We start from the raw sequence: 23,459 nt of genomic DNA, 5'->3' as shown, positions 1-23,459 counted from the left end.
CGGGCGGACGGAGGGACTGTGCGGAGACGGCCTACGGCGGGAGCCGCAGCGTCACCGGCCCGAACAGGCCCGACGCCAGCTGGGATGCGAAGGCCCACCGCGTCGGAGTGGCCTCCGCGAGATACGGCGCCAGCGTCCCGCGCACGGTCACCTCCAGCCGCACGGTCCGCCCGGCCGCACCGCGCAGCGGGAAGCGGTACGGCGCGCAGAACGCCTCCCCGGCCGCCTCCCCGTCCACCGACACCTCCACACTGCCCCGCACCCGTCCCAGATCGAGCACCGGATCGGGCCCCGGCGGCACCCGGACCTCCCGCTCGTACGTCACGCCCCCGCTCCAGCCGCCCAGCCCCAGCTCCCGCCAGTCGCCCAGCGGCAGCGGCGCCGGCACCGTCCGCACCCGCACCGGCCCGCGCCAGGCGGCGCCGCCGCGCAGGAACGCCGTGGGCTCCGTGACGACCTCGACCCGGGTGGGCACCGCCAGGGGCTCGGGAAGCGTCAGACGGTCGCCCGCCGGGGAGACCTCGTCGCCGTCCCCCACCCGCACGCGCGCCTGCAGCGCCGACGGCAGGTGGAGCGACACGGTTCCCGGGGGCACGGTGAACCGGAAACGCTGGGGCGAGGCGCGGACGTCGTCGGTCGTCCGCGACGGCCACACCGTGCCGTCCGGCACCGGCCGGCCCGTCAGCCAGGCGGCGTCCGGCAGCGGGTGCGGCCGCACGGCCGCGTGGCAGTGCCGCAGCTCCCCGCGTCTGCGCTCGTCCTCGACGGTCCGGCCCCGCCACGCCCCCGCCCCGGCCTCCCAGCCGGCGCCGCTCACCAGAGCCGTCGCCTCGGCACCGGACCCCACCACCAGGTCGACGAACACCGCGTCCGGGGTGGTGGCGACGACCTCCAGCGTGTGCTCGCCCGCCCCGAGCACCGGCGCGTGACGGAAGAACATCGCGACGGCGCCCCAGTCCGCCTCGTAGTACTCCACCTTCTCCTGCCGGGCCACCACGTCCCCGTCGAGGAGCACGGTGACCGCCGACGCGGCCCCCACGACCAGCACCGCCGGAGCGCCGCCGGCCGGGACCCGCAGCCGTGCGCGGTAGGTCACCGGGCCGTCCGGCCGCACTCCGCCGGGCAGGCGCATGAACCGGGGCCGGGGCCCGAGCCCGCCCGGCCCGGACAGACAGAAGAAGCTGCCGAGCGGTGTGCCGCCGGTGGCGGAGATCGTGGCCGGCCGGTCCTGGGCCCCGGACAGTTCGTACTCCAGGACGTTCCGTTCACGGGTCACGGTCACCGGCGCGGAGGCCACGTACCCACGCTCCCGCGGGGTCAGCGGCTCGCCGTTCCACCACACCCGTTTGACCGCCTCCGCGCCCACGTGCAGCTCGGCCGGCCCCCGCCGGCCGGTCTCCACGATCGCCCGGACCCGGGCGGCCGATCCGCCGCCCGGCACGGGAACCCGTACGAACTCCTCGTTCACCAGCCCCTTGGTGCCCAGCAGCCCGTCCTGGTCCGGCGCCCCGCGGCTCGACGAGAACACCGCGAGGTCCCAGCCCGACTCCGGCGGCACGAGCGGCAGTACACCGGCCAGGATCCGCTCCGCGAGTGCGGCGTCCAGCGGTTCGGGAGCCTCGTCGGCCGGGACCGGGGGCAGGACCCGGACACGGTTGCCGTAGGTGGCCCGGGTCCGCTCCCACCCCGTGCCCTCGGTCCACTCCATGGTCCAGATCTGCGGCTCGTCCACGGGCGCACCCGGGGGCAGGGCGAAGTCGCCCCAGGTGTTGTCCAGGGTGGGGACGAGCCGGCCGTGCCAGCCGGTCGACAGGTCGACGACCCGGCCGCCCGGCCGCCGTCCGTCCGGCGGGGTCGGTTCGTCCGGCCGGGTCACTCCGGCCGACGGTGGTGCTTCCGGCAGTGCGGACGGGCCGCCCGGCACGGGCGCCTCCCGCCCCTCGCGCCAGACGACCAGCACGGCGGGCGCGCCCTCCAGCGGCACCTCGACATCCGACACGGTGCCGTCGCCGGCGACCGTCACGCGCGCGGCGCGGCGGGAGCCGGTCGCCGGATTCCACACCTCGGCCCCGGCGAGGCGGGCCCGCACGGTCACGGTCGACGTGCGGGCGGCGGCCGGGGCGGCGCCGGGCCGCAGCGGGTGCGGGCCGATCTCCGGGAAGGCCGCCGTCACCAGGGCCACCCCCTCACCGCCCCGCCGCCGGACCAGCAGCGGCACCTCACCCGTCGCGTACCCGGCCAGGTCCGCCAGAGCGGCCGCCGCGGCCTCCGAACCGGGCACCCGCTCCAGCCGCCGGTGGGCGCTCAGCGCGGCCACCACGGAGTCGTCCCCGGACCGGCCCGCCGCCGTCACGGGCGGGCGCCCCACGACCACGACCCGCCCGCCCGCGTCGAGCAGCTCGGCCAGCCGGCGCGCCGTCCCCTCCTCCAGCACGCTCGCCGACGGCAGCAGCACCGCGCGGTACGCCAGGTCCCTGACCCGCAGGGCGCCATCGGCAATCCCGGCGCGCTGCACCGAGTCGTCGTCGACCACGTCGAAGGAGATCCCGTGCCGGTCCAGGGAACCGGCGTGCGGCGCGAGCCAGTTGTTCGTGCCGCACAGGTCCAGGTAGTGCCGCTGCGTCTCGTCGGCGGCGGCGTGTCCCTCGCCCAGCCGGCCGTCGCCGAAGTGCCGCACGGGCGCGTCCAGCGGCAGCAGCGCCTGCATGGTGGCGGTGGGGTGCAGCACCGCCACGTCGGCCGCGTAGCCGCCCCACGACATGATCGAGCAGATCCGCGCCACAGCCCGGGAGAAGGCGGGGTACTGCTTCCAGTACGGCTGGCGCCAGTCGGTGGACGGCGGCGCCCACTCGAACCAGCCGCCCGCGGTGCCGAAGTAACTGGCGTGCGGGTTGTACAGATTGGCGCCGCTGCGCAGGAACGGCAGCAGCCAGGCGTAGGTCTCCTCCAGCGTGCCGCCCCAGCCGGAGGAGTGGAACGCCTCGATCCACACCCGCTCGTGGCCGTAGAGGTGCGCCATCGAGGAGTGCACCTTGGAGTCGCCGTGATGATCGCTGCCCGCCGCGCTGTACCAGCGGTGGGTGCGGAAGTAGTCGGTGTAGATCTGTGTCGACTGCGCCGGGTGGCCCGCGCGGGCCGGGTGGCTCTGGTCGCTGCCCAGCAGCAGGCCCCGCTTTCGGTGCCAGTCGGCGAGCGGCCGGAACAGCGCCTCCTCGGTGAGCTCCGCCCGGACCGCGTAGTAGTCGGCGCGGACCTTCCCCTCCGGCACCCCGGCGTCCGTGCCGAACAACGCCGGCAGATGATCGAGCAGGTCGTAGCCCCGCCGGGTGCGGAACTCCTCGGCGAAGCGGTGGCTCCAGGCGTTCGTGCCGGGCAGTTCGTCCTGGAAGCTGCCCGCGACGACGGTGCCCAGGTACTCGGGCACCCGGCGGTCGTACTCGTGGTGGACCGTGTCCATCAACAGGCCGACGGCGTGCGGGTTCAGGTAGTCGAACGCGGTGGGGACGGCGGTAACGAGCCGCACCTGCGTCCCGTCACCGGCCGCGACGGCCCCGTCCGCGCCGAGGCCGAGGCGCCGGCCCCGCGCATCGTACGCGGCCAGGGGCGTGCCGGCCTCGCGCAGGCCAACCCTGCCCCGGTGGACCCGCACGGCGCGGCAGCGCAGCGCGAGCCCGGCCGCCTCCGGGTGACGCCGCGTCACCTGCCCCTGCACATTGGCGCCGGAGAAGCCGATCTGGTCGTAGAACCACAGGCGCGTGCCGAGTTCGCCGGCGATCTCGCAGGCGTCGGTGAAGCGGGTCCACCACTCCTCGCTGAACCAGGCCGGGTCGTCGGCCCGTGCGCCGAAGGCCGGGCCGGCCGGGGCCAGGTTGATGATCACGAGGTTGTGCACACCGCCCCGCGCGAACGCCCGCAACTGCCAGGCGAGTCGATCGCGGGTGACCTGCGCGCCCGACCACCACCACAGGGGTGTGGGGCCGAACGCACGCGGCGGGTCGTCGAACAGCTGCCGGAGCGCGGGGGAGAGCACGGGCGCGGTCCTTCCCCTAAAACGTTTTTATCCCGCTCTCACCGTAGGCGAGCTGGGGAAGTCACGCCAGAGCCGGAAACGGTTAGGGGGACGCCGACGTCATCCCACGCATCCGTGCGCGACACCTTGTTGCAACGTTTTCAGCGCTCTATATTCGCTGCGACCAGGCCCCGGAACCGCGATGTCACCAGACGACGGAGTCGCAGCATGGCCGGTACCCGACCCATCCCGAAACCGCTCTGGAAGGCCGCCGCCCTGTCGGGCATGGCCTCCTACCTCGACGCCGGGCTGATCGTGAGCATCTCCGTCAACCTGGCCATCTACCGCGACAGTTACGACATGGGCGTGTGGACGGCCGGGGCGGTCAGCGCGCTCGTCACCGGCTGCATCGCCGTCGGGTCCCTCGTCGGCGGACGGCTCGCCGACCTCTTCGGCCGCCGCCGCGTCTACAACTGGGACATCTTCTGCTTCGCGCTCGGCGCGCTCGTCATCACTCTGGCGCCTGATGACATCACCCTGCTGATCGGCGTCTTCGTCGCGGGACTCGCGGCGGGCGCCGACCTGCCGACCTCCCTGGCCGTGGTGTCGGACGCCGCCCCCTCCTGGGCGCGGGGCAGACTCGTGGCGTTCACGCAGGTCATGTGGATGCTGGGCATCACCGTCGCCGTCTTCCTCGGCTTCGTCCTGTCCACCACCGGCATGACCGGGGCCCGGCTCATCACCGGGCAACTGGCCGTCGCGGCACTCGTCACCTGGGCCCTGCGCTCCCGGCTGAAACTGCCGGCCGGGCACGGGACGGCCGGCACGGAGCCGCAGGACGCCCCGGAGGGCATCTCGCTGAGGAGCGTGTGGACCCGCGCCGCCCTGCTGCCGATGGCCGCGACGTTCGTCTTCTACGTCACCTGGGGCCTCGGTGCCAACACCTTCGGCCAGTTCGGCACCTACCTCCTCGTCACCGTCAGCGACGCCTCCCAGAGCCTGGCCACCGGCATCAACCTGGCCTTCATCCCCATCGGGGTCCTGCTGACCCTCGCCTTCGTCCGGGTCGCCGACACCCCCTGGCGCGACCGGCTCTTCCACGTGGCCGCGGTCGTGCAGATCCTGGCGTTCGTCATCGCGTCCCTCACCGCGGGCGCCCTCTCCGGCATGCTCGTCTTCTTCGTGCTCTACCAGCTCTCCAACCCCTTCGCCGGCGAGGCCAACTACAAGGTGTGGTCGCAGCTCACCCTGCCCGCCGACACCCGCGGCACCACCCAGGGCCTCACCTACGCCCTGTCCCGGGGCGTGTTCGCGATCGCCGCGTTCTTCACCCCCGCCCTCGCCGACCACAGCCCGTCCGTCCTGCTCTGGACTATCACCGCCTGCATGACGGCCGCGGCGTTCGCGGGCGTGTTCATCATCCGCGTCCTGGTCCCGCGTGTCCCGGGTGCGGTGCCCGGCAGAGCGGACCTGCGCGTCACCAGTCCCTGAGCCGCAGCAGGCCGACCCGACAAGGAGCACGACCATGGCAACGACCGCGGATCACACGGCCGTACGGGCCGCCGCCCTGCACGACCTGCTCCCACCGGTCACCCGGCGCCCCACCCGTATCGGGCTGGTCGCCGGCGGACTCGGCGCCTACTGGCCGCAGTTCCCCGGCCTCCTCCCGCAACTGAAGGAGTCCGCCGCCTACGTCGCCGAGCGGTTCCGGGCCATGGACGCGGAGGTGACCGACGCCGGGTTCATCTCCGACGCGCAGGAAGGAGCGCGCGCCGCCGAGCAGTTGCGCCGCGCCGACTGCGACCTGATCGTGCTGTTCCTGACGACCTACCTCACCTCCTCCATGGTGCTGCCGATCGCCCGGCGCTCGCACACCCCCGTGCTGGTCATCGACCTCCAGCCGACCGAGCGGATGGACCACGCCTCCTTCGACACCGGGGCCTGGCTGGCCTACTGCGGGCAGTGCCCCGTCCCCGAGGTCGGCAACGTCTTCCGGCGCGCCGGCGTCCCCTTCCGTTCGGTGTCGGGCTGGCTGCGGCAGGAGTCCGCCTGGCGGCGCATCGAGCGGTGGATCCGGGCCGCGCACGTGCGTGCCGCGCTCCGGCACGCCCGGCACGGCCTCATGGGGCACGTGTATCCCGGCATGCTCGACGTGCAGACCGACCCGACCCTGCTGGCCGCGACGTTCGGCTCGCACGTGGAGGTGCTGGAGTTCGACGACCTGCGGCACCGCGTCGAGCGGGTGACCGAGACCGAGACGCAACAGCGCATGGCGCTCGCCCGACAGGTCTTCACCCTGGACGACAGCGTGGACGAGGAGGACTTCGCCTGGGGCGCGACCGTCTCGGTCGCCCTCGACCGGCTCGTGGAGGACTTCGCGCTCGACAGCCTCGCCTACTACCACCGCGGCCTCGACGGCGAACTGCACGAGCGGCTCGGCGCCGGCATGATCCTCGGCGCCTCCTTGCTCACCGCCCGGGGCGTGCCCGCCGCCGGCGAGTACGAACTGCGCACCTCCCTCGCTCAGCTGGCCTCCCAGAGCATCGGCGCCGGAGGGTCCTTCACGGAGATCCAGGCCCTGAACTTCGAGGACGGCGTGGTGGAGATGGGCCACGACGGGCCCGCCCACCTCGCCGTCGCCTCCCGCGACCCGCTGCTGCGCGGCCTCGGCGTCTATCACGGCAAGCGCGGCTGGGGCGTGAGCGTGGAGTTCGACGTCCGGCACGGGCCCGTCACCCTGCTCGGACTGGGCCAGGACGCCGATGGCAGCCTGTCCTTCGTCACCTCCGAGGGCACCGTCGTCCCCGGACCGCTGCTGGAGATCGGCAACACCACCAGCCGGGTCGACTTCGGCCGGGATCCCGGCGAGTGGGTCGACGCGTGGAGCGCCACGGGCGTGGGCCACCACTGGTCCCTCGCGGTCGGCCACCACGCCGAGGACTTCGGGGCGGCGGCCAGCCTGCTGGGCATCGGACACCGGCACGTCTGACGGGACGGCAGGACGGGACGGCAGGACGGACGGGATGGGTGTCGTTCCCGCCCGGATGTGGGTGCGGGCACCGATGGTCGCGCCACCGGTGCCCGTGTGAGGCTGGCAGCGTCGTCCGAGCCGACCACGCTTGAGCCGACGGCCGTCAGCCGTGCGGCGCACGACGACGCCCCCCGCACCGCCCACCAAGGAGGAGCCCTTATCCGTCCCCGCACGATGAAACGATCCGCCCGCCGCGGACGAAGGCGGTGACCCGTGGGACACGCTGACAGCCTGCTCGCCATGGGCGGTGCCTTCCTCGCCGCCGCCTTCCTCGCCCGCCTCGGCGGCAGGATCGGACTCCCGACGATCCCGCTGTTCATGCTCGCCGGCATCCTGCTCGGACCGCACACCCCGGGCCTGGTCATCGTCGAGGACGCACACGACTTCGAGATGCTCTCCGCGCTCGGACTGGTGCTGCTGCTGTTCTACCTGGGCCTGGAGTTCCACCTCGACGACCTCAGAAGCGGCGGCCGGCGCCTGCTGACCGCGGGCGGCATCTACCTGCTGCTCAACGTCGGCGCGGGCCTGGCCTTCGGCTTCGCCCTGGGCTGGGGGGTCCGGGAGGCCCTCGTCCTCGCCGGTGTCCTCGGGATCTCCTCGTCCGCCATCGTCACCAAGATCCTCATCGACCTGGGCCGCATCGGCCGCCCCGAGACACGGCTCGTCCTCGGCGGACATGGGCGACATGGTCCTGCAGGGCGCCAAGGCCTTCGGCTTCCTGCTGGCGCTGGCCGCCGCGGCCCGCTACGCCGCCCGCCTGGTCGGGCGGCTGATCGCGACCCGCGACGACGAACTCCTCGTCATCAGCTTCCTCGGCGCGGCCGTCCTGGTGGCCGGAGTGTCCGAGGCCCTCGGAGTCGCCGACGCCATCGGCGCGTCATGGTCGGCCTGATCCTCGCCGGCACACCCTCCGGCCCACGCGTCCGGGACCTGGTGCACCCGCTGCGCGACGCCTTCGCGGCGATCTTCTTCTTCGCCTTCGGCCTGTCCATCGACCCCGGCGACCTCCTGTCCGTCGCCGGCCCGGTCGCCGCGGCGGCCGCGCTGACCGTCGTCATGAACGTCGCCGCGGGCCTCCTCGTCGCCCGCCTCTACCGCTACGGCACCGAGCCCGCCGCCGAGATCGCCACCACGCTCGTCGCCCGCGGGGAGTTCGCGCTGATCCTGGCCGCCATGGCCGCCACCGCCGGACTGGACGCCCGCCTCGCCCCGTTCATCGCCGGGTCCGTCCTCGTCCTCGCGGTCCTCGGGCCCATCGCCGCCGGACGTGCCCACCTGCTCGCCCGCGCGCTCCGGGCCGGCCAGGGCCTGCTGCCCGGCCGCACGTCGCACGACCGGGGCGCCATGGACCCGGCGGACGACACCCCGGCCGGCGGCACTCCCTCCGTGCCCGAGCCCGCCGAGGCCGAGCGCTGACGACACCGCGGGGGAGCGTCGGGCCGCGGCACCGCGGGGGAGCCCCGGGCGCAGTGCTCTCCTCGCGGTTGCTCGCGCTCGGTGACGCCCCGGGAGGCGTTGCCATCCGTGACACCACCCATGAGCGGAGCGAACACCCGCCCGCCGCCCGGCGTTCGTGGGGCGCGGCCACCGGGAAGAATGAGGGCAGGGCCTGATGGCGGACGCCTCTGGAGGGGGGAGACGCTGAAGCCCCGGTGGGACGGCGGCGGCAGGCTGTCCCCCGTCGCACCGTCACAGGGCCCGGCACCCAGGACGTGTCATGGCGTCGGCCGTGCCCTGCCCCCCAGCGCTGCCGGGTTCCGGAAGGAGTCGCCGTGCCCCCGCCCGAAGACGAACGTCTGGTCGACCTCGCAGCGCGCCTGGAGCGTGAGGACCCCCGGTTCGCCCGCGCCCTGCGGTCCGGCCGCCCGGTCCGGCCCAGGCAGTACCGGCGCACCGGTGCCTGGTGGGGCCTCGCCCTCGGTGTGACCGTCCTCGGGTCGGGCATCGCCCTGTCCCAGGGCCTGCTCATCGCCTGCGGACTGGTCCTGGCCGGCCTGACGGCCCAGCTGGTCGACCCGGACCCGGCCCGCCGGGGCCACCGCGGACCGAGGTAGCGGTCGGGCACCCGGACGCTACAGCCCGGCCCACTTCCGCGGCAGCGCCTCGCGCTCCTGGGGCGCGGGAGTGCCCCTCCGCCGCGTGTGCGCGGCCCACGCCAGGAGATCGGCTACGTCGGCGCTGCCCTCGGCCAGCCGCCGGAGGAGCGCGGGGGACAGCTCGTACTCCGCCGGCGGGTAGCTGCCTCCGGGGACGGCCGCGTGCGCGTTGCCCCCGTCGGTGCCGGGCACCGCGATGCCGTCCTCGGTCAGTCACACCCCGGGCCCCCTCCCCCAGGGGCTCGGCCGCCGTGGGAGACGGTGCCCGGAGGCGGAGGTCGCGGCTCTCTCGGGAGCGGCGCGGCGAGGGCAGGGATGCCGCCGTCAGAGTGGGGGCGTAACCCATGTGAACGCCCCGGATGGTGGGACGGCCCGGCATGACTGACGGTGGTTCACGTCGGGACCGGGTCTCGTGAGCTGGCGCGGCGTCAGCTGCCCGGTCGGCGACGAAAGGACTCACTGATGCGCTCTGCCCGAATGCTGCTCGCGACGGCCACGGCCACGGCCGCACTCGCGATCGCCGCACCCACCGCCTGCGCCGAGGCGATGGGTGACTGGGACCACGACACCACTTCGTACAGCAAGGAGCACCACAAGGACGGCAAGCACCACGAGCCGCGCGGCGGGATGCACACGGGCGGCGGGGCGCTGACCGGGCTGACCGCGGACGACGACTCGAGCCACGACGAGAACGGTTACGGCGACCACCGTGACGACGAGGGCAAGCACGAGGAGCACGGCAAGGACGACGGGCACGACGAGAACTCCTGGAACGCCAAGGAAGACCGGTACGAGGAGCACGGCAAGCACGACGGCCACGACAAGCCGCGTGGCGGGGTGCACACCGGTGGCGGAGCCCTGACCGCGGTGAACGCGGACGACAACTGGGACAACCACGACGCCGAGGACCCCTGGGGCGACAAGCAGGAAGGGAACGCCTACGGCGAGAAGCACGAGGAGAACGGCAAGCACGAGGAGAACAGCAAGCACGAGGAGAACGGCAAGCACGAGGAGAACGGCAAGCACGAGGAGAACGGCAAGCACGAGGAGAACGGCAAGCACGAGGAGAACGGCAAGCACGACGAGAACGGCAAGCACGAGGAGAACGGCAAGCACGACGAGAACGAGAAGGGCTCCTGGCACGGCAAGCACGACAAGCCGCACGGTGGCATGCACACCGGTGGCGGCGGACTGGCCGGCGCACCGGGCGTGACCGCCGGCGGCCTCGCCGTGCTGGCGGCGGCCGGCACCGGCCTGTACGTGCTGCGCCGCCAGCGGGCGTCGCAGGGTGCCGCATGACGGGTGCCTGACGCCACAAGCGCCGCGGCCGCCGCACGCCTCCGGGCGTCGCGGCGGCCCGGCTCGTCCTCCCGCGGGTCGCGCCCGCTGCCGCGCCCGACCCGTCGCCGTGCCCGAATGAGGTGGTTCCCGATGGCAGCCAGTCCCGACTCCCCGGCCGAACCCGCTCCCGCCCCGAAGCAACGGCGGCTGCGCACCGCCGTGACGGCGGTCTGGATCGCGGCCGCGCTCCTGCTGACCGCGCACCTGGTCGGCGGCCGCGGCACGTCGTCCGACGCGGGCGGCCCGCCGCACGCCCCGCCGGCCACCGCCTCCGCCGTGCCCGACGGATCCGCCGCCCCGGCGGCGCGGCCGTCCGCCGCGTCCGAGGCCGCCGCGCACCTGCCGCGGTCCAAGCCGGTCCGCCTGCTCATCCCGAAGATCGACGTCGACGCGCCCTTCACCGACCTGGCCATCGGCCGGTCGGGGCAACTCGACCCGCCCCCGCCCGACGACACCAACCTCGTCGGCTGGTACGCCAAGGGCCACTCGCCCGGCGAGGCCGGAACCGCGATCATCGCCGGGCACGTGGACACCACGACCTCACCGGCGGTGTTCGCCCGGCTCGGCGAGCTGAAGAAGGGCGACCGGTTCCACGTGAACCGGGCCGACGGCAGCAGGGCCACCTTCGTCGTCGACCACAAGGAGTCGTTCCGCAAGGACGCCTTCCCCAGCGAGCGCGTCTACGGCGACACCCCCGACGCCCAGGTCCGCCTCATCACCTGCGCCGGCGCCTACGACCGTCGGGCCCGGGACTACACCGAGAACCTCGTGGTCTTCGCCCACCTCGTCTGACTTCCGGTCCTCCCGCCTGACTTGGTGTTTTACAGTGACTGCCACCAGTTCAGGCGACTGTGCGACCTGTGAGGTATTCGCTAACCATGACGACCGAAACGTTTGAGTTCCAGGTAGAGGCCCGTCAGCTGCTGCAGCTGATGATCCACTCGGTCTACTCGAACAAGGATGTCTTCCTGCGCGAACTCGTCTCCAACGCCTCCGACGCGCTCGACAAGCTGCGTCTGGAGAAGCTGCGGGACGATTCGCTCGACGCCGACGTGTCGGACCTGCACATCGAGATCGACGTCGACAAGGAGGCCCGCACCCTCACAGTGCGGGACAACGGCATCGGCATGTCGTACGACGAGGTCGGGCAGCTCATCGGGACCATCGCCAAGTCGGGCACGGCGACCCTGCTGAAGGAGCTGCGCGAGGCCCAGGACGCGGCCGGGGCCGAGGGGCTGATCGGACAGTTCGGTGTCGGCTTCTACTCCGGCTTCATGGTGGCGGACGAGGTCACGCTGGTCACCCGCCGGGCCGGAGAGGACCAGGGCACCCGCTGGAGCTCGCGCGGCGAGGCCACCTACACCCTGGAGCGTGTCGACGACGCCCCGCAGGGCACCTCCGTCACCCTCCACCTGAAGCCGGCCGACACCGAGAACCAGCTCCACGACTACACCTCCGAGTGGAAGATCCGGGAGATCGTCAAGCGGTACTCGGACTTCATCACCTGGCCCATCCGGATGATCCCGGAGGCCGGTGAGGGGCAGGAGGCGCCCGAGCCGGAGACGCTGAACTCCATGAAGGCCCTGTGGGCCCGCTCGCGCGACGAGGTCTCCGACGACGAGTACCACGAGCTGTACAAGCACATCAGCCACGACTGGCGCGAGCCGCTGGAGACGATCCGGCTCCAGGCGGAGGGCACCTTCGAGTACCAGTCGCTGCTGTTCATCCCCGCGCACGCGCCGCACGACCTGTTCACCCGGGACTTCAAGCGCGGTGTCCAGCTGTATGTGAAGCGCGTCTTCATCATGGACGACTGCGAGGAACTGCTGCCGCCCTACCTGCGATTCGTCAAGGGGGTCGTCGACGCGCAGGACCTCTCGCTGAACGTCTCGCGCGAGATCCTGCAGCAGGACCGGCACATCCGGATGATGCAGCGCCGGCTGACGAAGAAGGTGCTGTCCACGGTCAAGGAGATCATGACCAAGGACGCCGACCGCTACGCCACCCTCTGGCGCGAGTTCGGCACGGTTCTGAAGGAGGGCCTGGTCACCGACTCCGAGAACCGCGACGCCCTGCTCGCCGTCGCCTCGTTCACGACCACGCACGGGGACGAGCCGACCACGCTCGCCCAGTACGTGGAGCGGATGAAGGACGGCCAGGAGGACATCTACTACCTCACCGGCGAGTCCCGGCAGAGCATCGAGAACTCCCCGCACATGGAGGCGTTCCGTGCCAAGGGCATCGAGGTGCTGCTGCTCACCGACGCCGTCGACGAGGTGTGGGTCGACGCCGTCGGCGAGTACGAGGGCAAGAAGCTGCGGTCGGTGGCCAAGGGCGAGATCGACCTGGACGCCGAGGAGGCGGAGAAGGCCGGCGAGGAGCGGGAGAAGCAGGCCGAGGAGTACGCCGGTCTGCTCGGCTGGATGCGCGAGCAGCTGGACGAAGAGATCAAGGAGGTGCGTCTGTCGACCCGGCTCACCGTCTCCCCGGCCTGTGTCGTCTCCGACGCGCACGACCTGACCCCGGCCCTGGAGAACATGTACCGGGCTATGGGCCAGGAGGTGCCGCGGACGAAGCGGATCCTGGAGCTCAACCCGGGTCACCCGCTGGTGAAGGGCCTGAACCAGGCCTACCAGGAGCGCACGGACCGCTCGGAGCTGGCCGAGTCCGCGGAACTGCTGCACACCCTCGCGGTGCTCGCCGAGGGTGGCCAGCCGAAGGACCCGGCGAAGTTCGTGAAGCTGGTGGCGGACCGCCTGGAGCGCACGCTGTAGCCGTCACGCCGTCACGCCGTCACGCCGTCACGCCGGTGTCGCGTCGCTCCGGCGAGGGACGGATCAGCGGGGGTCCGGGGCGTCCGCCGTCCGCGCGCCGGGCGGGGGCGTCCCGGTGCCCGGCGGGACGACTTCGCCCTGGACCACCCGCGGCGCGGGGGCCGTCCCGGCCTCCTGGTCCTTCGCGGCCCGGGCCTCGGCCTTGAGGATGCGGGCCGCCTTGCCGGCCGAGCGCGTCAGCTCGGGGAGCTTCCTGATCCCGATGACGGCTATGACGACGATGAGGATGATCGCGAGCTCGCTCAGTCCGAACATGGTGTCCTGTCCTTTCTCGCCCGGGCCGGGCACGGCGCGAGCGTATCGGGCGGGGAGCAGGGGGTGATCGCCGCCTCGGGACGCGCCCCCGGGTGCCGGCGCAGGGCCGCCAGCGGCAGTGCGGTCCCCGCGGCGAGTCCGGTCAGGGCCGCGACGAGGGCCACGCTCCAGCCGGCCGTGACGAGCGAGCCGGGCAGCGCCCCGGCGCACCCGCCGCCCGCAGCGCGCCGCCACCGTCATGGCGACGGCGTGCGCGAGCGCGGCGCGGATGTGCGCGCTGCCCAACTCCCACGAGGTGCTCCTTGTTGGCGTGTGCGGTGGTGTCGCTCCGAAATCTACATCAGTGTAGAAGATGACGGGGGCGGTCCGGCGGATCTATACGATGTCCGCACGGGCAGCGCAGTGCGGCGGAAGGGAGGCAGGGCAGTGACGGATCCCCGGCAGCGTCCCCGGCGGGGACAGGGCGAGCTGGAGGCGCTGGTGCTGTCGGCGCTGCGGGAGGCGGACGGTCCGGCCACGGCCGGCTGGGTGCAGGAACGCCTCGGCGGCGACCTCGCGTACACGACGGTGATCACGATCCTGACCCGGCTGCTGGGCAAGGGCGCGGTCACCCGGGAGCGGGTCGGCCGGTCCTTCGTCTGGACGCCCGCCTCCGACCAGGCGGGCCTGGCCGCCCGGAAGATGCGCAAGGTCCTGGACGCCGAGAGCGACCGCGAGGCCGTGCTGGCCAGCTTCCTCACCGGCCTCGGCCCGGACGACGAGCGGCTGCTGCGCGACCTGCTGGACAAGGCCCAGACGAGGAGGCCGCCCGGGTGACCGGCAGCCGCCGCACGGTGGCCCGCGCCATCGGCACCGCCGCGCTCGTCTCCCGGGGCACCCCGGCGCCGGCGCTGTTCGGTCCGGCACCGGCGGCGCGCGACTGGCCCCCGGCCTTCACCTCGGTGGGGCTGGCGGCGTGGGCTGCGGCGGCCGGGACGGCGGTGTCGGCGATGTCGTCCGCGAACTCGGCCGTCACGATGGTGTTCATCCTGCACGCGGCGGCGCCGCTCTGACAGGCCTCGCGGCGGGCCTCGGCCTCTCACCGACATTCAGGGCATCGTCCGGCGCGGATACGCCGTGTCTCGTGGCGAGGTGTGCGGGGCCGGGAGGAAGGACGGCCCCGGCGGAAGGCGGCCGGGCCGCCGCCCGCCCGTACCACGTCCTCCGTCCGCGGGCCGGCCTCACCGACGCGCCCGGCGGCACCCTCGTGCTCTGCACCGACGCTGCCGCCGGGCCCGGACGACCAAGGCCGCGGCGGCACCGCCGCACGGGGCGCGGTCAGCTCACGGAGCAGGCCGCGCCGTTCAGGGTGAACGCGGTCGGGCTGGGGTTGGAGGCCCCCCGGGTCGCCGTGAAGCCCAGGGTGACCGAGCCGGCGGCGGGGACGGTCGCCGTGTACGGGGCGGCCGCCACACTGACGTCGGAGCCGCTCTGCGTGGCCGTACCGCCCCAGAGGCTGCTGATCCGCTGGCCGTCCGGGAAGGTCCAGCGCAGCGTCCAGCCGTTGATCGCGGACGTCCCGGTGTTGCGCAGGGTGATCTCGCCCTGGAAGCCGCCGGGCCAGCTGCCCGTCACCCGGTAGCCGACCCCGCACGCCGACGGGGTGCCGCCGGGGGCGGTCGTCACCGTCACCGTGCCCGAGCGGGGCGAGCGGTTGCCGGCGGCGTCACGGGCGTAGACGGCGAAGGTGTGGACGGTCGCGGGGGACAGGCCGGTCAGGGTCGCGGTGGTGCGGGTCGTGCTGTTCACGACCGTCTCGGTGCCGCCGCTGATCCGGACGACGTCGTAGCCGGTGACGCCCGTGGCGTCGGTGGCGGCGTCCCACGTCAGGGTCGCGGAGGAGGACGTCACCCCCGAGGCGGCCGGGGTGCCGGGGGCCGTCGGGGCAGTGGTGTCGCCACCGCCGGAGGAGTAGATCGCGGCCTCCTTTGCGGTGGCGGCGATGCCGTTCGGGCCGTTGAAGAGCCGCTGCCCCCAGCTGGTGAGCTGGTTCGGGTCGAAGTTCGTGACCATGTCCAGATACTCGACGCCGCCGCCGTTGCCGCTCCAGGACCAGCCGAGGTAGCCCAGACGGAGCTGCTGGGTGACGGCCAGGATGGTGTCCTCGTCGGGGTTGCCGTCCGAGTGGTCGTGGCCGAACTCGCCGACCACGATGGGGAGTTTCGCGGTGACGAAGCGGTTGAGGTAGTCGGTGATCTCGGCGGCCGTGTCGAAGACGCCGTACATGTGGATCGAGAAGACGGTGTTGGCGTCCGGGTCGGCGGCGAAGACCGAGGCGGCGTTGTCGCGCATGGTGAACGCCCAGTCCTGGCCCCAGTTGGGCGCGTCGACCATGATCGTGTGGTCGAAGCCGGCGGTGCGCAGCTTCTGGATCGCCGCCTTCGTGTCGGCCGTCCACGCCGAGTAGTTCGTGTTGCCGTACGGCTCGTTGCCGATGTTGACGATGACGTAGTCCTCCTGGCCGGTCAGCGCGCTCTGCACGCTGATCCAGTAGTCGGCGGCGCGGGAGAGCGTGACGGCTCCGCTCTGCTCGCCGTAGCCGGTGGTGTCGTGCACCTCCAGGACGCAGATCAGCCGGTTCTGCTTGCACTGCGCGACCACGTTCGCCACGTCGGCGGTGTCGTTGCGGGTCCAGCGGTCACCGCTGGAGAGCACCACGCGGACGGTGTTGGCGCCCTTGGCCTTGATGTGGGCGAGGGAGCTGATCCGGTCCGGGTACCAGGTGTGCGCGTGATTGACGCCGCGCATCACGAAGTCGTTCCCGGAGGCCTCAAGGAGCCGGCCGTTCTCGACACGGAAGCCGGCGGGGGCGGCGTGGGCCGGGGTGGTGAGGGTGAGGAAGGACAGGAGCAGGCCGAGCAGGACGGTGGCGACGGTGGCCGGGCGAGGGGCTGGAAGCGGTACTCGGGATTTCATGGCGGCTCCGGGTGCGGGGTCGGGTGGGGGTGTGCGCTGCGGGTGGTGCGGTGGTGCCAGTGGTGCAGGGGTCCTTCGGCCGGCCGTCGGGTTCGCTGCCCGGCCGGGTCGCTCGTGGTGGGGCGTGTGGTGCCGTACGGGGCGGGGACCGCTGGTCCGTGGCTGCCGGTTGCCGCAGCCCGGGCGGGAGCGACCGGGAGGTGGAGTTGGTGCGCGGGTGCCACCGGCCCGGCCGGGTGTCAGGAGGCCGGGGCCCCTACCGTGCACGTGACGGTCGCCGCCGGGGCGTGGGCGGTTGCCGGGGCGGTGGCTACGAAACCGAACGTGGCGCTCGCGCCCGGGGCCAGCGCACCGTTCCAGCCCGCGTTCGCGACGGTGGCCTTGCCGTCCGCGGCCGTGCCGAGCGTGCCGTTCCAGACCTGGGTGAGACGCGCGCCGCCCGCCGGAACGACGGTCGCGGTCCAGCCCGCGGTGGCGGAGGCGGCGGTGTTGGTCACCGTCACCTCGCCCTGATAGCCGCCCTGCCAGGCGGAGACGGCCCGGAAACGGGCGGTGCAGGCGGCGGGATCACCGGGATCACCGGGGTCGCCGGGGTCATCCGGGCCCTGCGGGACGCCCGCGTCGAGGACCGCCGCCAGGGCCGGGAACCAGCGAGCGGCGATCTTCGCGTCGCCGGAGGCGTTGGGATGCACGCCGTCGTAGGTGTCGGTGGCCGTGCTGAAGCCCGTCCACTGGTCGACCACGGTGACCGGCGAGCGGTCGGTGCTCGTCGCCCGCGCCCATGCGGGAATCCGCGCGTTGAAGTCGACGACGCGCTGCGCGCAGGCCGCACAACTGCCCGGGTTCATCGGGATGAGCTGCGCGACGAGGATCCGCATCTCCGGGTTGGCGGCCCGCATCTGCCCGACCAGCCGGGTGTAGGCGGCGAGGATGCGGTCGGGAGCGATGCCGCTCCACACGTCGTTCGTGCCGAAGTGCATGACAACGATGTCCGGGTCGGTGGCCGCGAGCCGGCCGGGCAGCAGGTTCTGGTCGGCCACGTGGGTGGCCAACTCGCCGCCGTGGCCCTCGTTGTCGCCGTCGTGGGCCTGGCCGCAGCCCTGCGGCGGGAGGGTGCCGACGAAGTCGATGTCCGTATAGCCGCTGCCGACCAGCCGGTTCCACAGCACGGCCCGCCAGCAGCCCGGCGAGCCGGTGATCGAGTCGCCGAGCGGCATGACGCGGACGGGGTCCGCGCCGGGGGCGGCCGCGGCGCGCGGGGCCGAGGTCAGACCGAGCGGGAGGAGCAGGGCGGCCAGCAGGCCGAGGAGCGGGACGAGCCGTGGGCGGGGGAACGTGCGGGGGGTTCTGCGCATGGTGGTCCCTTCCCTGGAGGATGTGGGAGCGCTCCCATGACATCAAGCCACCCTTGTCCGTGACGCGTCAAGAGGCGGGAGGGTGGAGCGCGCTGGGCGACCGGGACCGAATCCGGGCGGTCGAGCCCGTTCCCCGGCCGTCGAGGATGCGCAGTCGCCGGCCGGCCGACAAGGCTCGAAGAGCCAGCACGGACCAACGGCGGCCCGTACGCGCGGTGTTCAGGTCCGCGCGTGCGGGCCGCCCTGGCCGATGGAGAGGTCATGGAAAGGTCATGGTGACCAGGTCAGGCCGCCTCGCGGGCCCGTGTCACCGCCTTCCGCAGCAGGGGCCAGGCCAGCAGCACCACGATCACCGCGTAGACGGTCACCGCGAACGGCGTGTCGACCAGCCCCGTGACGCTGCCGTCGCTGATCTGCAGGGCGCGGCGCAGCTGCTGCTCCGCGCTCGGACCGAGGATCACGCCGATGACGGCGGGCAGCACCGGCAGCCCGTAACGGCGCATGCCGAAGCCGATCAGGCCGATGACCAGCAGGATCACCAGGTCGATCACCTCGCCGCCGACCGCGTAGGCGCCGACCGCCGCGAAGAACAGGATCCCGGCGTACAGGTACGGCCGCGGGATGCGCAGCAGCTTCGCCCACACCGGCGCCAGCGGCAGGTTGAGCGCGAGCAGCAGCACCATGCCGACGAACAGGGAGGCGATCAGGCCCCACACGAGGTCGGGTTCGCGCTCGAAGAGGAGCGGGCCGGGCTGGATGCCGTACTGCTGGAAGGCGGCCAGCATCACGGCCGCGACCGCCGTGGTCGGCAGGCCCAGGGTCAGCATCGACACCAGCGTGCCCGCGGCCGAGGCCGACGCCGCCGACTCCGGCCCCGCGACGCCCTCGATGGCGCCCTTGCCCCACTCGTCCTTGTGCTTCGACAGGCGCTTCTCCGTCACGTACGATAGGAAGGTGGGGATCTCCGCGCCGCCCGCCGGGATCGCGCCGAACGGGAACCCGATGAACGGGCCGCGCAGCCACGACTTCCAGGTGCGGCGGAGATCGCCGCGCCCCAGCCACGGCCGCCCCACCGGGATCGGCTCCGGCGGCCTGCGCCGCAGGTGCGCCGCGACCCACAGGGCCTCGCCGATGGCGAAGAGGCCGACCGCGACGATGACGACGTCGATTCCGTCCGCGAGTTGCAGCGAGCCGAAGGTGAGGCGCTGCTGGCCGGTCATCTGGTCCAGGCCCACCAGGCCCAGGGTGAGCCCGATGAGCAGGGAGGCCATGCCCCGGACCCGGGACGCACCCAGCACCGACGTCACCGCGATGAACGCCAGCACCATGATGGCGAAGTAGTCCGGCGCGCCGATGTCCACGGCCAGTTCGGCGACCGTCGGCGCGAGCGCGACCAGCAGGAGCGTGCCGACCATGCCGCCCGCGAAGTGGCCGATGGCCGCCGCTGCCAGCGCCTGAGCGCCCCGGCCGGACTTCGCCATGGGGTTGCCCTCCATGGCCGCCACCACCGCCGCGCTCTCGCCGGGGGTGTTGAGCAGGATGGAGGTCGTGGAGCCGCCGAACATGGCGCCGTAGTAGATGCCGGCGAACATGATGAACGCGCCGGTCGGGTCCAGCCCGTACGTCACCGGCAGCAGCAGCGCCACCGCCATCGCCGGGCCGATGCCCGGCAGCACCCCGATCGCCGTGCCCAGCAGGACACCGATCGCGGCCCAGAGCAGGTTGACCGGCGTGAGGGCCGTACCGAAGCCGTCCAGCAGGGAGTTGAGGGCGTTCATGTCACAGCACTCCCATCAGCGGACCGCCGGGCAGGGGCACTCCGAGCAGGTTGTTGAAGACGGTGTAGGTGACGAGGGAGAGCCCGGCCGCGATGAGCGGATCGCGGTCGACCCGGCGGCTGCCCAGCGCGAACGCCGCGCCCCAGAACAACAGGGCGCCCGCGACGGGGAAGCCGAGCGGCTCGATCAGCACGGCCGCGCCGAGGAACACCCCGGCCAGCAGCAGCACGGTGCGCCAGTCGGCGGGCTCCGACAGGTCGATGTCCTCACCGCCCTCGGCCTGGCCCCGGCCGCCGCGCAGCACGTCCACGGCGAGCAGCGCCGCGATCACGAGCAGGCCCGCCCCGACCACGACCGGCACGGTCCTCGGTCCGACCGGCCCGCGCTGGGCGATGTCGACGTCCATGGTGAGCGCGTCGGTCAGGACGAGCACACCGAGCGCCAGCAGCAGGACGCACACGCCGAGTTCCGAGTGCTCGTTCAGCCACGAGCGCCGCTCGCCCTCCCGCGCGGGGGGCTGGTCGGTGGTCCGCGTCGTCACAGTCCCAGCTCCTTCAGCACCGACACCACGCGCTTGTCCTCGGCGTCGAGGAACGCGCCGAACTCCTCGCCCGCGAGGAAGGCGTCGTCCCAGCCGTTCTGCTCCATGGCCTCGCGCCACTCGTCGGAGTCGTGCAGCTCCTCGATCAGCCGTACGAGCTTGGCGCGCTCGCCGTCCGTCAGCCCGGGCGGGGCGACGATGCCACGCCAGTTGGTGAAGTTCACGTCGTACCCGGCCTCCTTCAGGGTGGGCGCGTCCAGCCCTGCCACGCGCTCGGGGCCGGTGACCGCGAGGAGACGCAGCTCGCCCGCCTTGATCTGGTCGAGGTACTCGCCGACGCCGGAGACCCCGAAGGCGACCTTGTTGCCGAGGATGGAGGCGAGCAGCTCGCCGCCGCCGTCGAAGGGGATGTAGTTGACCTGCTTCGGCGGGATGCCGGCGGCGCGCGCCATCAGCATCGGCGCGAGGTGGTCGGGCCCGCCGGGGGAGGAGCCGCCCCCCACCGGCAGTTTGCCCGGGTTCTCCTTCCAGGCGCCGATCAGGTCGTCGATCGTCTTGTACGGGGAGTCCTTGGCGACCACGACGACGTCCTGCTCCTCGGTGAGCCGGGCGATGGGCGTGGTGTCGCCGAGCGTCTTCGGGGCGTCGTTGGAGCGGACGGCGCCCACGACGCCGAGGCCCATGGACATGGCGAGTTTGCCGTTGCCGTGCTCGCTCACCAGCCGGCTCAGGCCCACCGTGCCGCCGGCGCCGGGCAGGTTGAACACCTCGATGTTGTGGGTGAGTCCGGCGTCCTCGGCGTTCTTCGCGGCCGTGCGGGCCGTGATGTCGTAGCCGCCGCCCGGCGTGTTGGGGACCATGAAACGCAGGCCCGGGATCTGTGTGCCGGTCTCGGCCCCGCTGCCGGTGGTCAGCAGCGGCGGTCCGACGAGCACGAGCACGGCGGCCCCGAGCAGGGCGAGGGGAGTGCGCAGGCGCACGAGTGCCACCACCTGTCGGTACGTCGTTGCGGGTAGGTCGATGCCCTGTGGGGGAGGGTGAGGTGGGCCACATGGTGCCCGGCCGGCGACATGGTGTCTCGCTTGCGGAATCAACGGAGGTTGTGGTCGTTGTGGTCGCGGCGGAGCGACCGCCGCGGTCGTCGTCCGAAGACGCGGGAGCCCCGGCCGTGCGGCCGGGGCTCCGTCACTCGGGGCCGGTTAGTCCGTGTGCACCTCCAGGGCGGCCCGCACGGCGGACTCCAGGGCCCCCTCGATCCACGCCGGCTTGACCGAGGTGTGGTCCCCGGCGAAGTGCAACGGCCCTTCGGCCGCCGGGATCACGGGCAGCAGTTCCGTGTGCTGTCCGGGCAGCAGCACGGATGCCTCCCCGTAGGCGTACGGGTCGCGCAGCCAGCTCTGGGTACGGCCCGCGCCGGTGTAGAACACCTCGACGCGCCGGCCGTAGACCTGCTGCAGACCGCACAGCGCGTGCGGATAGCGCGCCTCGTCGTCCAGGGAGTCCCAGCGCAGGGCGTCGTCCGCCCAGCTGTAGGAGGCCAGGACCACACCGCCCGCGCTGCCCCGGACCGGGTGCGAGGGGTTGAACATGAAGCGGTTGGCGTTGTCCGACACCGAGCCGCCGCCCACCACACCGGCCGCCTCCGGCTGGTCGCGGCCGATCGCGCGGTTGGCGGCGTAGTGGGTGCGCTGGGCCGCCGTGATGTGCCCTTCCGGCACGGAGGGATGCGCGCCGAGCAGGCTGCCGTCCGCCGGGGCCCGGCCCGTGCGGTACGCCTCGTACAGGCCCGGCCTGACGGCGTTCAGTTCGCGCTTCCAGTCGTCCTCGTCGAACTCCCACCAGCGGCGGCTGAATTCGAGCAGCACCTTGGTCGCGCTGTCGTAGTGCAGCTCGCACACCGCGCGCCGCTTGCGGTACGACAGCGGCGGGTCGATCTGCACGTGGCGCAGCCCGGAGAAGGGCACCGTGACCACGGCGACGTCGGCGGTGAACTGCTCGCGGACCACCGGTCCGTCGCGGCCCTCGGACACGGTGTCCACCCACACGTGCGGTCCCTTGCTCCGCACGTGCCCGTCCTCCGGCGACGGGCGGTCGGGGTGGTGGTACTGGATGCGGGTCACCCGGCGGTCGAACCGCACCTCCTTGCGCACCCGTTCCAGCAGCGCGTCCGGCAGTACGGCCGTGCCGCCCTCCAGTTCGTAGAAGGGCGTGTCGGGGCTGATGAGAGAGGAGCCGATGAAGCTGTGGATGAACGACAGGGGCAGGCGTGAGGTGAGGTTCTCCAGGGTGCCGATCAGGTCGACGGTCCGCTCGTCGAGACCGGCGTGCTCGGTGAGGAAGCGGAACATCGACCAGTCGCCGAACCTCTGCACCACGCGGGCCCAGCCCCGCAGCCGTTCGGGCAGGGGCTTGTCGACGCGCTTGCCGTCCGGGCCGACACGGCTGAACTCGTCGCGCACCGGGTCGAGGGCGGCGCGCAGGATGGCGGCGGCCGGGGTGTCCCAGTGGGCCTTCGGGACACCGAAGGAGCGGTTCACACGCCGGGGCGAGCGGGCGTAGTCGGCACGCCGCACCCGGATGCCGTTGACGTGGATCCAGGTGCGCGCGGCGGGGCGCCCTTCCTCGTCGACGTCGACGTAGTGGAAGCGCCGCTTCTTCAGGTCGAGCTGGTCGATGAGCTGCATCACAAGCGGGTGGCTGCCGGGCAGGCGCATCGCGCCCGCCTCGGCGTACTGGCGGGGGTCGGCGAACGGCTGCGCGGCGCCTTCGTGCCCGCCCTTGCGGAAGGTCTTGACCCGGCCGCCCGCCCGGTTGCCGTTGGCCTCCAGGACCGTCACCCGGTGCCCCGCCCGCTTCAGCAGCCAGGCGGTCACCAGCCCCGCCGGGCCCGCGCCGATGACGAGGACGTCCTTGGGGCGGGTCCCGCGGGCCGGCAGCCCGTCCCGCAGGACGCGCTGGTAGCGCGGGACGAGTGGGCGGTCGTCGGAGTCGAGGACGAGCAGAGCCCGGGCGACGGCGAGGCACCGCTCGGGGTCGGCACCGCGTGGCGCGCCGGGGGCGGCCGGCGCGGCCGGCGCGGGCAGGGCCGTGGCGGTACCGCCGGTGAGGGCCGTCGCGACGGTGGCCGTGCCGGCCACCGTCGCGAAACTCCGCCGGGAGAGCCCGCCGTCGGGGCGTGCCACCGCGTGGTCGGGGCGTGCCACCGCGTGATCATCAGTCATGGCGAACTTTGTAGCGTCGGCCGTTCACCGGGCGCCGCGCTTC

General features: G+C 73.2%; 16 protein-coding genes and 2 pseudogenes. 9 read left to right on the top strand and 9 right to left on the bottom strand.

Annotation, left to right across the window (positions count from 1 at the left end; translation table 11 throughout):
- Window positions 1–31: 31 nt before the first annotated feature.
- On the bottom strand, window positions 32–4,030 hold the full coding sequence (locus ABTZ58_RS29300) for a glycosyl hydrolase (protein ID WP_351363002.1): 3,999 nt from the start codon (window positions 4,028–4,030) through the stop codon (window positions 32–34).
- Window positions 4,031–4,237: 207 nt separating this feature from the next.
- On the opposite strand from ABTZ58_RS29300, the gene ABTZ58_RS29295 reads away from it, so the two are divergent.
- The 4 genes and pseudogenes from ABTZ58_RS29295 to ABTZ58_RS29280 all read left to right on the top strand — a co-directional run bounded on the left by ABTZ58_RS29295 (window position 4,238) and on the right by ABTZ58_RS29280 (window position 9,094).
- Window positions 4,238–5,500 (top strand): MFS transporter, encoded by a 1,263-nt coding sequence (locus ABTZ58_RS29295; protein ID WP_351362999.1) that lies wholly within the window; start codon window positions 4,238–4,240, stop codon window positions 5,498–5,500.
- A 34-nt stretch (window positions 5,501–5,534) separates the two neighbouring features.
- Entirely contained in the window at window positions 5,535–6,998 is a 1,464-nt protein-coding gene (locus ABTZ58_RS29290; protein WP_351362996.1) for an L-fucose/L-arabinose isomerase family protein, read from the top strand.
- 255 nt (window positions 6,999–7,253) lie between these two features.
- A pseudogene (locus ABTZ58_RS29285) lies at window positions 7,254–8,456 on the top strand (cation:proton antiporter).
- Between the two features lie 356 nt (window positions 8,457–8,812).
- A complete protein-coding gene (locus tag ABTZ58_RS29280; RefSeq protein ID WP_351362993.1) occupies window positions 8,813–9,094 on the top strand; it encodes a DUF3040 domain-containing protein in 282 nt (93 codons plus the stop codon).
- An 18-nt stretch (window positions 9,095–9,112) separates the two neighbouring features.
- Here ABTZ58_RS29280 and ABTZ58_RS29275 read toward each other — a convergent pair whose 3' ends face one another.
- Window positions 9,113–9,328 (bottom strand): hypothetical protein, encoded by a 216-nt coding sequence (locus ABTZ58_RS29275; RefSeq protein ID WP_351362990.1) that lies wholly within the window; start codon window positions 9,326–9,328, stop codon window positions 9,113–9,115.
- Between the two features lie 270 nt (window positions 9,329–9,598).
- On the opposite strand from ABTZ58_RS29275, the gene ABTZ58_RS29270 reads away from it, so the two are divergent.
- The 3 genes from ABTZ58_RS29270 (at window position 9,599) to htpG (ending at window position 13,251) form a co-directional block, all read left to right on the top strand.
- Window positions 9,599–10,435 (top strand): hypothetical protein, encoded by an 837-nt coding sequence (locus tag ABTZ58_RS29270; RefSeq protein ID WP_351362987.1) that lies wholly within the window; start codon window positions 9,599–9,601, stop codon window positions 10,433–10,435.
- A gap of 132 nt (window positions 10,436–10,567) precedes the next feature.
- On the top strand, window positions 10,568–11,269 hold the full coding sequence (locus ABTZ58_RS29265; protein WP_351362984.1) for a class F sortase: 702 nt from the start codon (window positions 10,568–10,570) through the stop codon (window positions 11,267–11,269).
- A gap of 86 nt (window positions 11,270–11,355) precedes the next feature.
- Window positions 11,356–13,251, top strand: coding sequence for a molecular chaperone HtpG (gene htpG, locus ABTZ58_RS29260; RefSeq protein ID WP_351362981.1), 1,896 nt, complete (start codon window positions 11,356–11,358; stop codon window positions 13,249–13,251).
- Window positions 13,252–13,314: 63 nt separating this feature from the next.
- Here htpG and ABTZ58_RS29255 read toward each other — a convergent pair whose 3' ends face one another.
- Window positions 13,315–13,566, bottom strand: coding sequence for a twin-arginine translocase TatA/TatE family subunit (locus tag ABTZ58_RS29255; protein WP_351362978.1), 252 nt, complete (start codon window positions 13,564–13,566; stop codon window positions 13,315–13,317).
- A 426-nt stretch (window positions 13,567–13,992) separates the two neighbouring features.
- On the opposite strand from ABTZ58_RS29255, the gene ABTZ58_RS29250 reads away from it, so the two are divergent.
- Window positions 13,993–14,382 (top strand): BlaI/MecI/CopY family transcriptional regulator, encoded by a 390-nt coding sequence (locus ABTZ58_RS29250; protein WP_351362975.1) that lies wholly within the window; start codon window positions 13,993–13,995, stop codon window positions 14,380–14,382.
- A pseudogene (locus tag ABTZ58_RS29245) lies at window positions 14,325–14,618 on the top strand (M56 family peptidase); the annotation flags it as partial. The gene ABTZ58_RS29250 and the pseudogene ABTZ58_RS29245, both read left to right, overlap by 58 nt.
- Window positions 14,619–14,883: 265 nt before the next feature.
- Here the strand turns inward: ABTZ58_RS29245 and ABTZ58_RS29240 are convergent.
- The 6 genes from ABTZ58_RS29240 to lgoX form a co-directional block, all read right to left on the bottom strand.
- A complete protein-coding gene (locus ABTZ58_RS29240) occupies window positions 14,884–16,521 on the bottom strand; it encodes a cellulase family glycosylhydrolase (RefSeq protein WP_351362972.1) in 1,638 nt (545 codons plus the stop codon).
- 239 nt (window positions 16,522–16,760) lie between these two features.
- Window positions 16,761–17,876: a GDSL-type esterase/lipase family protein gene (locus ABTZ58_RS29235; RefSeq protein WP_351362969.1), complete on the bottom strand. Its 1,116-nt coding sequence runs from the start codon at window positions 17,874–17,876 to the stop codon at window positions 16,761–16,763.
- A gap of 284 nt (window positions 17,877–18,160) precedes the next feature.
- Window positions 18,161–19,654, bottom strand: a complete 1,494-nt coding sequence (locus ABTZ58_RS29230) for a tripartite tricarboxylate transporter permease (protein ID WP_351362966.1) — start codon at window positions 19,652–19,654, stop codon at window positions 18,161–18,163.
- 1 nt (window position 19,655) lies between these two features.
- A complete protein-coding gene (locus tag ABTZ58_RS29225; RefSeq protein WP_351362963.1) occupies window positions 19,656–20,195 on the bottom strand; it encodes a tripartite tricarboxylate transporter TctB family protein in 540 nt (179 codons plus the stop codon).
- Complete coding sequence (locus ABTZ58_RS29220; protein ID WP_351363154.1) at window positions 20,192–21,175, bottom strand: Bug family tripartite tricarboxylate transporter substrate binding protein; 984 nt, start codon at window positions 21,173–21,175, stop codon at window positions 20,192–20,194. Before ABTZ58_RS29220 ends, ABTZ58_RS29225 begins: the two co-directional genes overlap by 4 nt.
- A 219-nt stretch (window positions 21,176–21,394) precedes the next feature.
- The gene (gene lgoX, locus ABTZ58_RS29215; RefSeq protein WP_351362960.1) at window positions 21,395–23,416 is read right to left on the bottom strand and encodes an L-glutamate oxidase LgoX; all 2,022 of its coding nucleotides are present in this window, start codon (window positions 23,414–23,416) and stop codon (window positions 21,395–21,397) included.
- Window positions 23,417–23,459: the final 43 nt, after the last annotated feature.

This window comes from Streptomyces sp. NPDC094143, from assembly GCF_040303825.1.
In the GTDB taxonomy this organism is placed as follows: Bacteria; Actinomycetota; Actinomycetes; order Streptomycetales; family Streptomycetaceae; genus Streptomyces.
This window is presented reverse-complemented; position numbering and strand designations above follow the sequence as displayed.

What these genes read in the sequence shown, in the direction of transcription:
- ABTZ58_RS29295 (WP_351362999.1), top strand. Translation starts at nt 4,238, where the DNA reads ATGGCCGGTACCCGACCCATCCCGAAACCGCTCTGGAAGGCCGCCGCC.
- ABTZ58_RS29290 (WP_351362996.1), top strand. Translation starts at nt 5,535, where the DNA reads ATGGCAACGACCGCGGATCACACGGCCGTACGGGCCGCCGCCCTGCAC.
- ABTZ58_RS29270 (WP_351362987.1), top strand. Translation starts at nt 9,599, where the DNA reads ATGCGCTCTGCCCGAATGCTGCTCGCGACGGCCACGGCCACGGCCGCA.
- ABTZ58_RS29265 (WP_351362984.1), top strand. Translation starts at nt 10,568, where the DNA reads ATGGCAGCCAGTCCCGACTCCCCGGCCGAACCCGCTCCCGCCCCGAAG.
- htpG (WP_351362981.1), top strand. Translation starts at nt 11,356, where the DNA reads ATGACGACCGAAACGTTTGAGTTCCAGGTAGAGGCCCGTCAGCTGCTG.
- ABTZ58_RS29255 (WP_351362978.1), bottom strand. Translation starts at nt 13,566, where the DNA reads ATGTTCGGACTGAGCGAGCTCGCGATCATCCTCATCGTCGTCATAGCC.
- ABTZ58_RS29240 (WP_351362972.1), bottom strand. Translation starts at nt 16,521, where the DNA reads ATGAAATCCCGAGTACCGCTTCCAGCCCCTCGCCCGGCCACCGTCGCC.
- ABTZ58_RS29235 (WP_351362969.1), bottom strand. Translation starts at nt 17,876, where the DNA reads ATGCGCAGAACCCCCCGCACGTTCCCCCGCCCACGGCTCGTCCCGCTC.
- ABTZ58_RS29230 (WP_351362966.1), bottom strand. Translation starts at nt 19,654, where the DNA reads ATGAACGCCCTCAACTCCCTGCTGGACGGCTTCGGTACGGCCCTCACG.
- lgoX (WP_351362960.1), bottom strand. Translation starts at nt 23,416, where the DNA reads ATGACTGATGATCACGCGGTGGCACGCCCCGACCACGCGGTGGCACGC.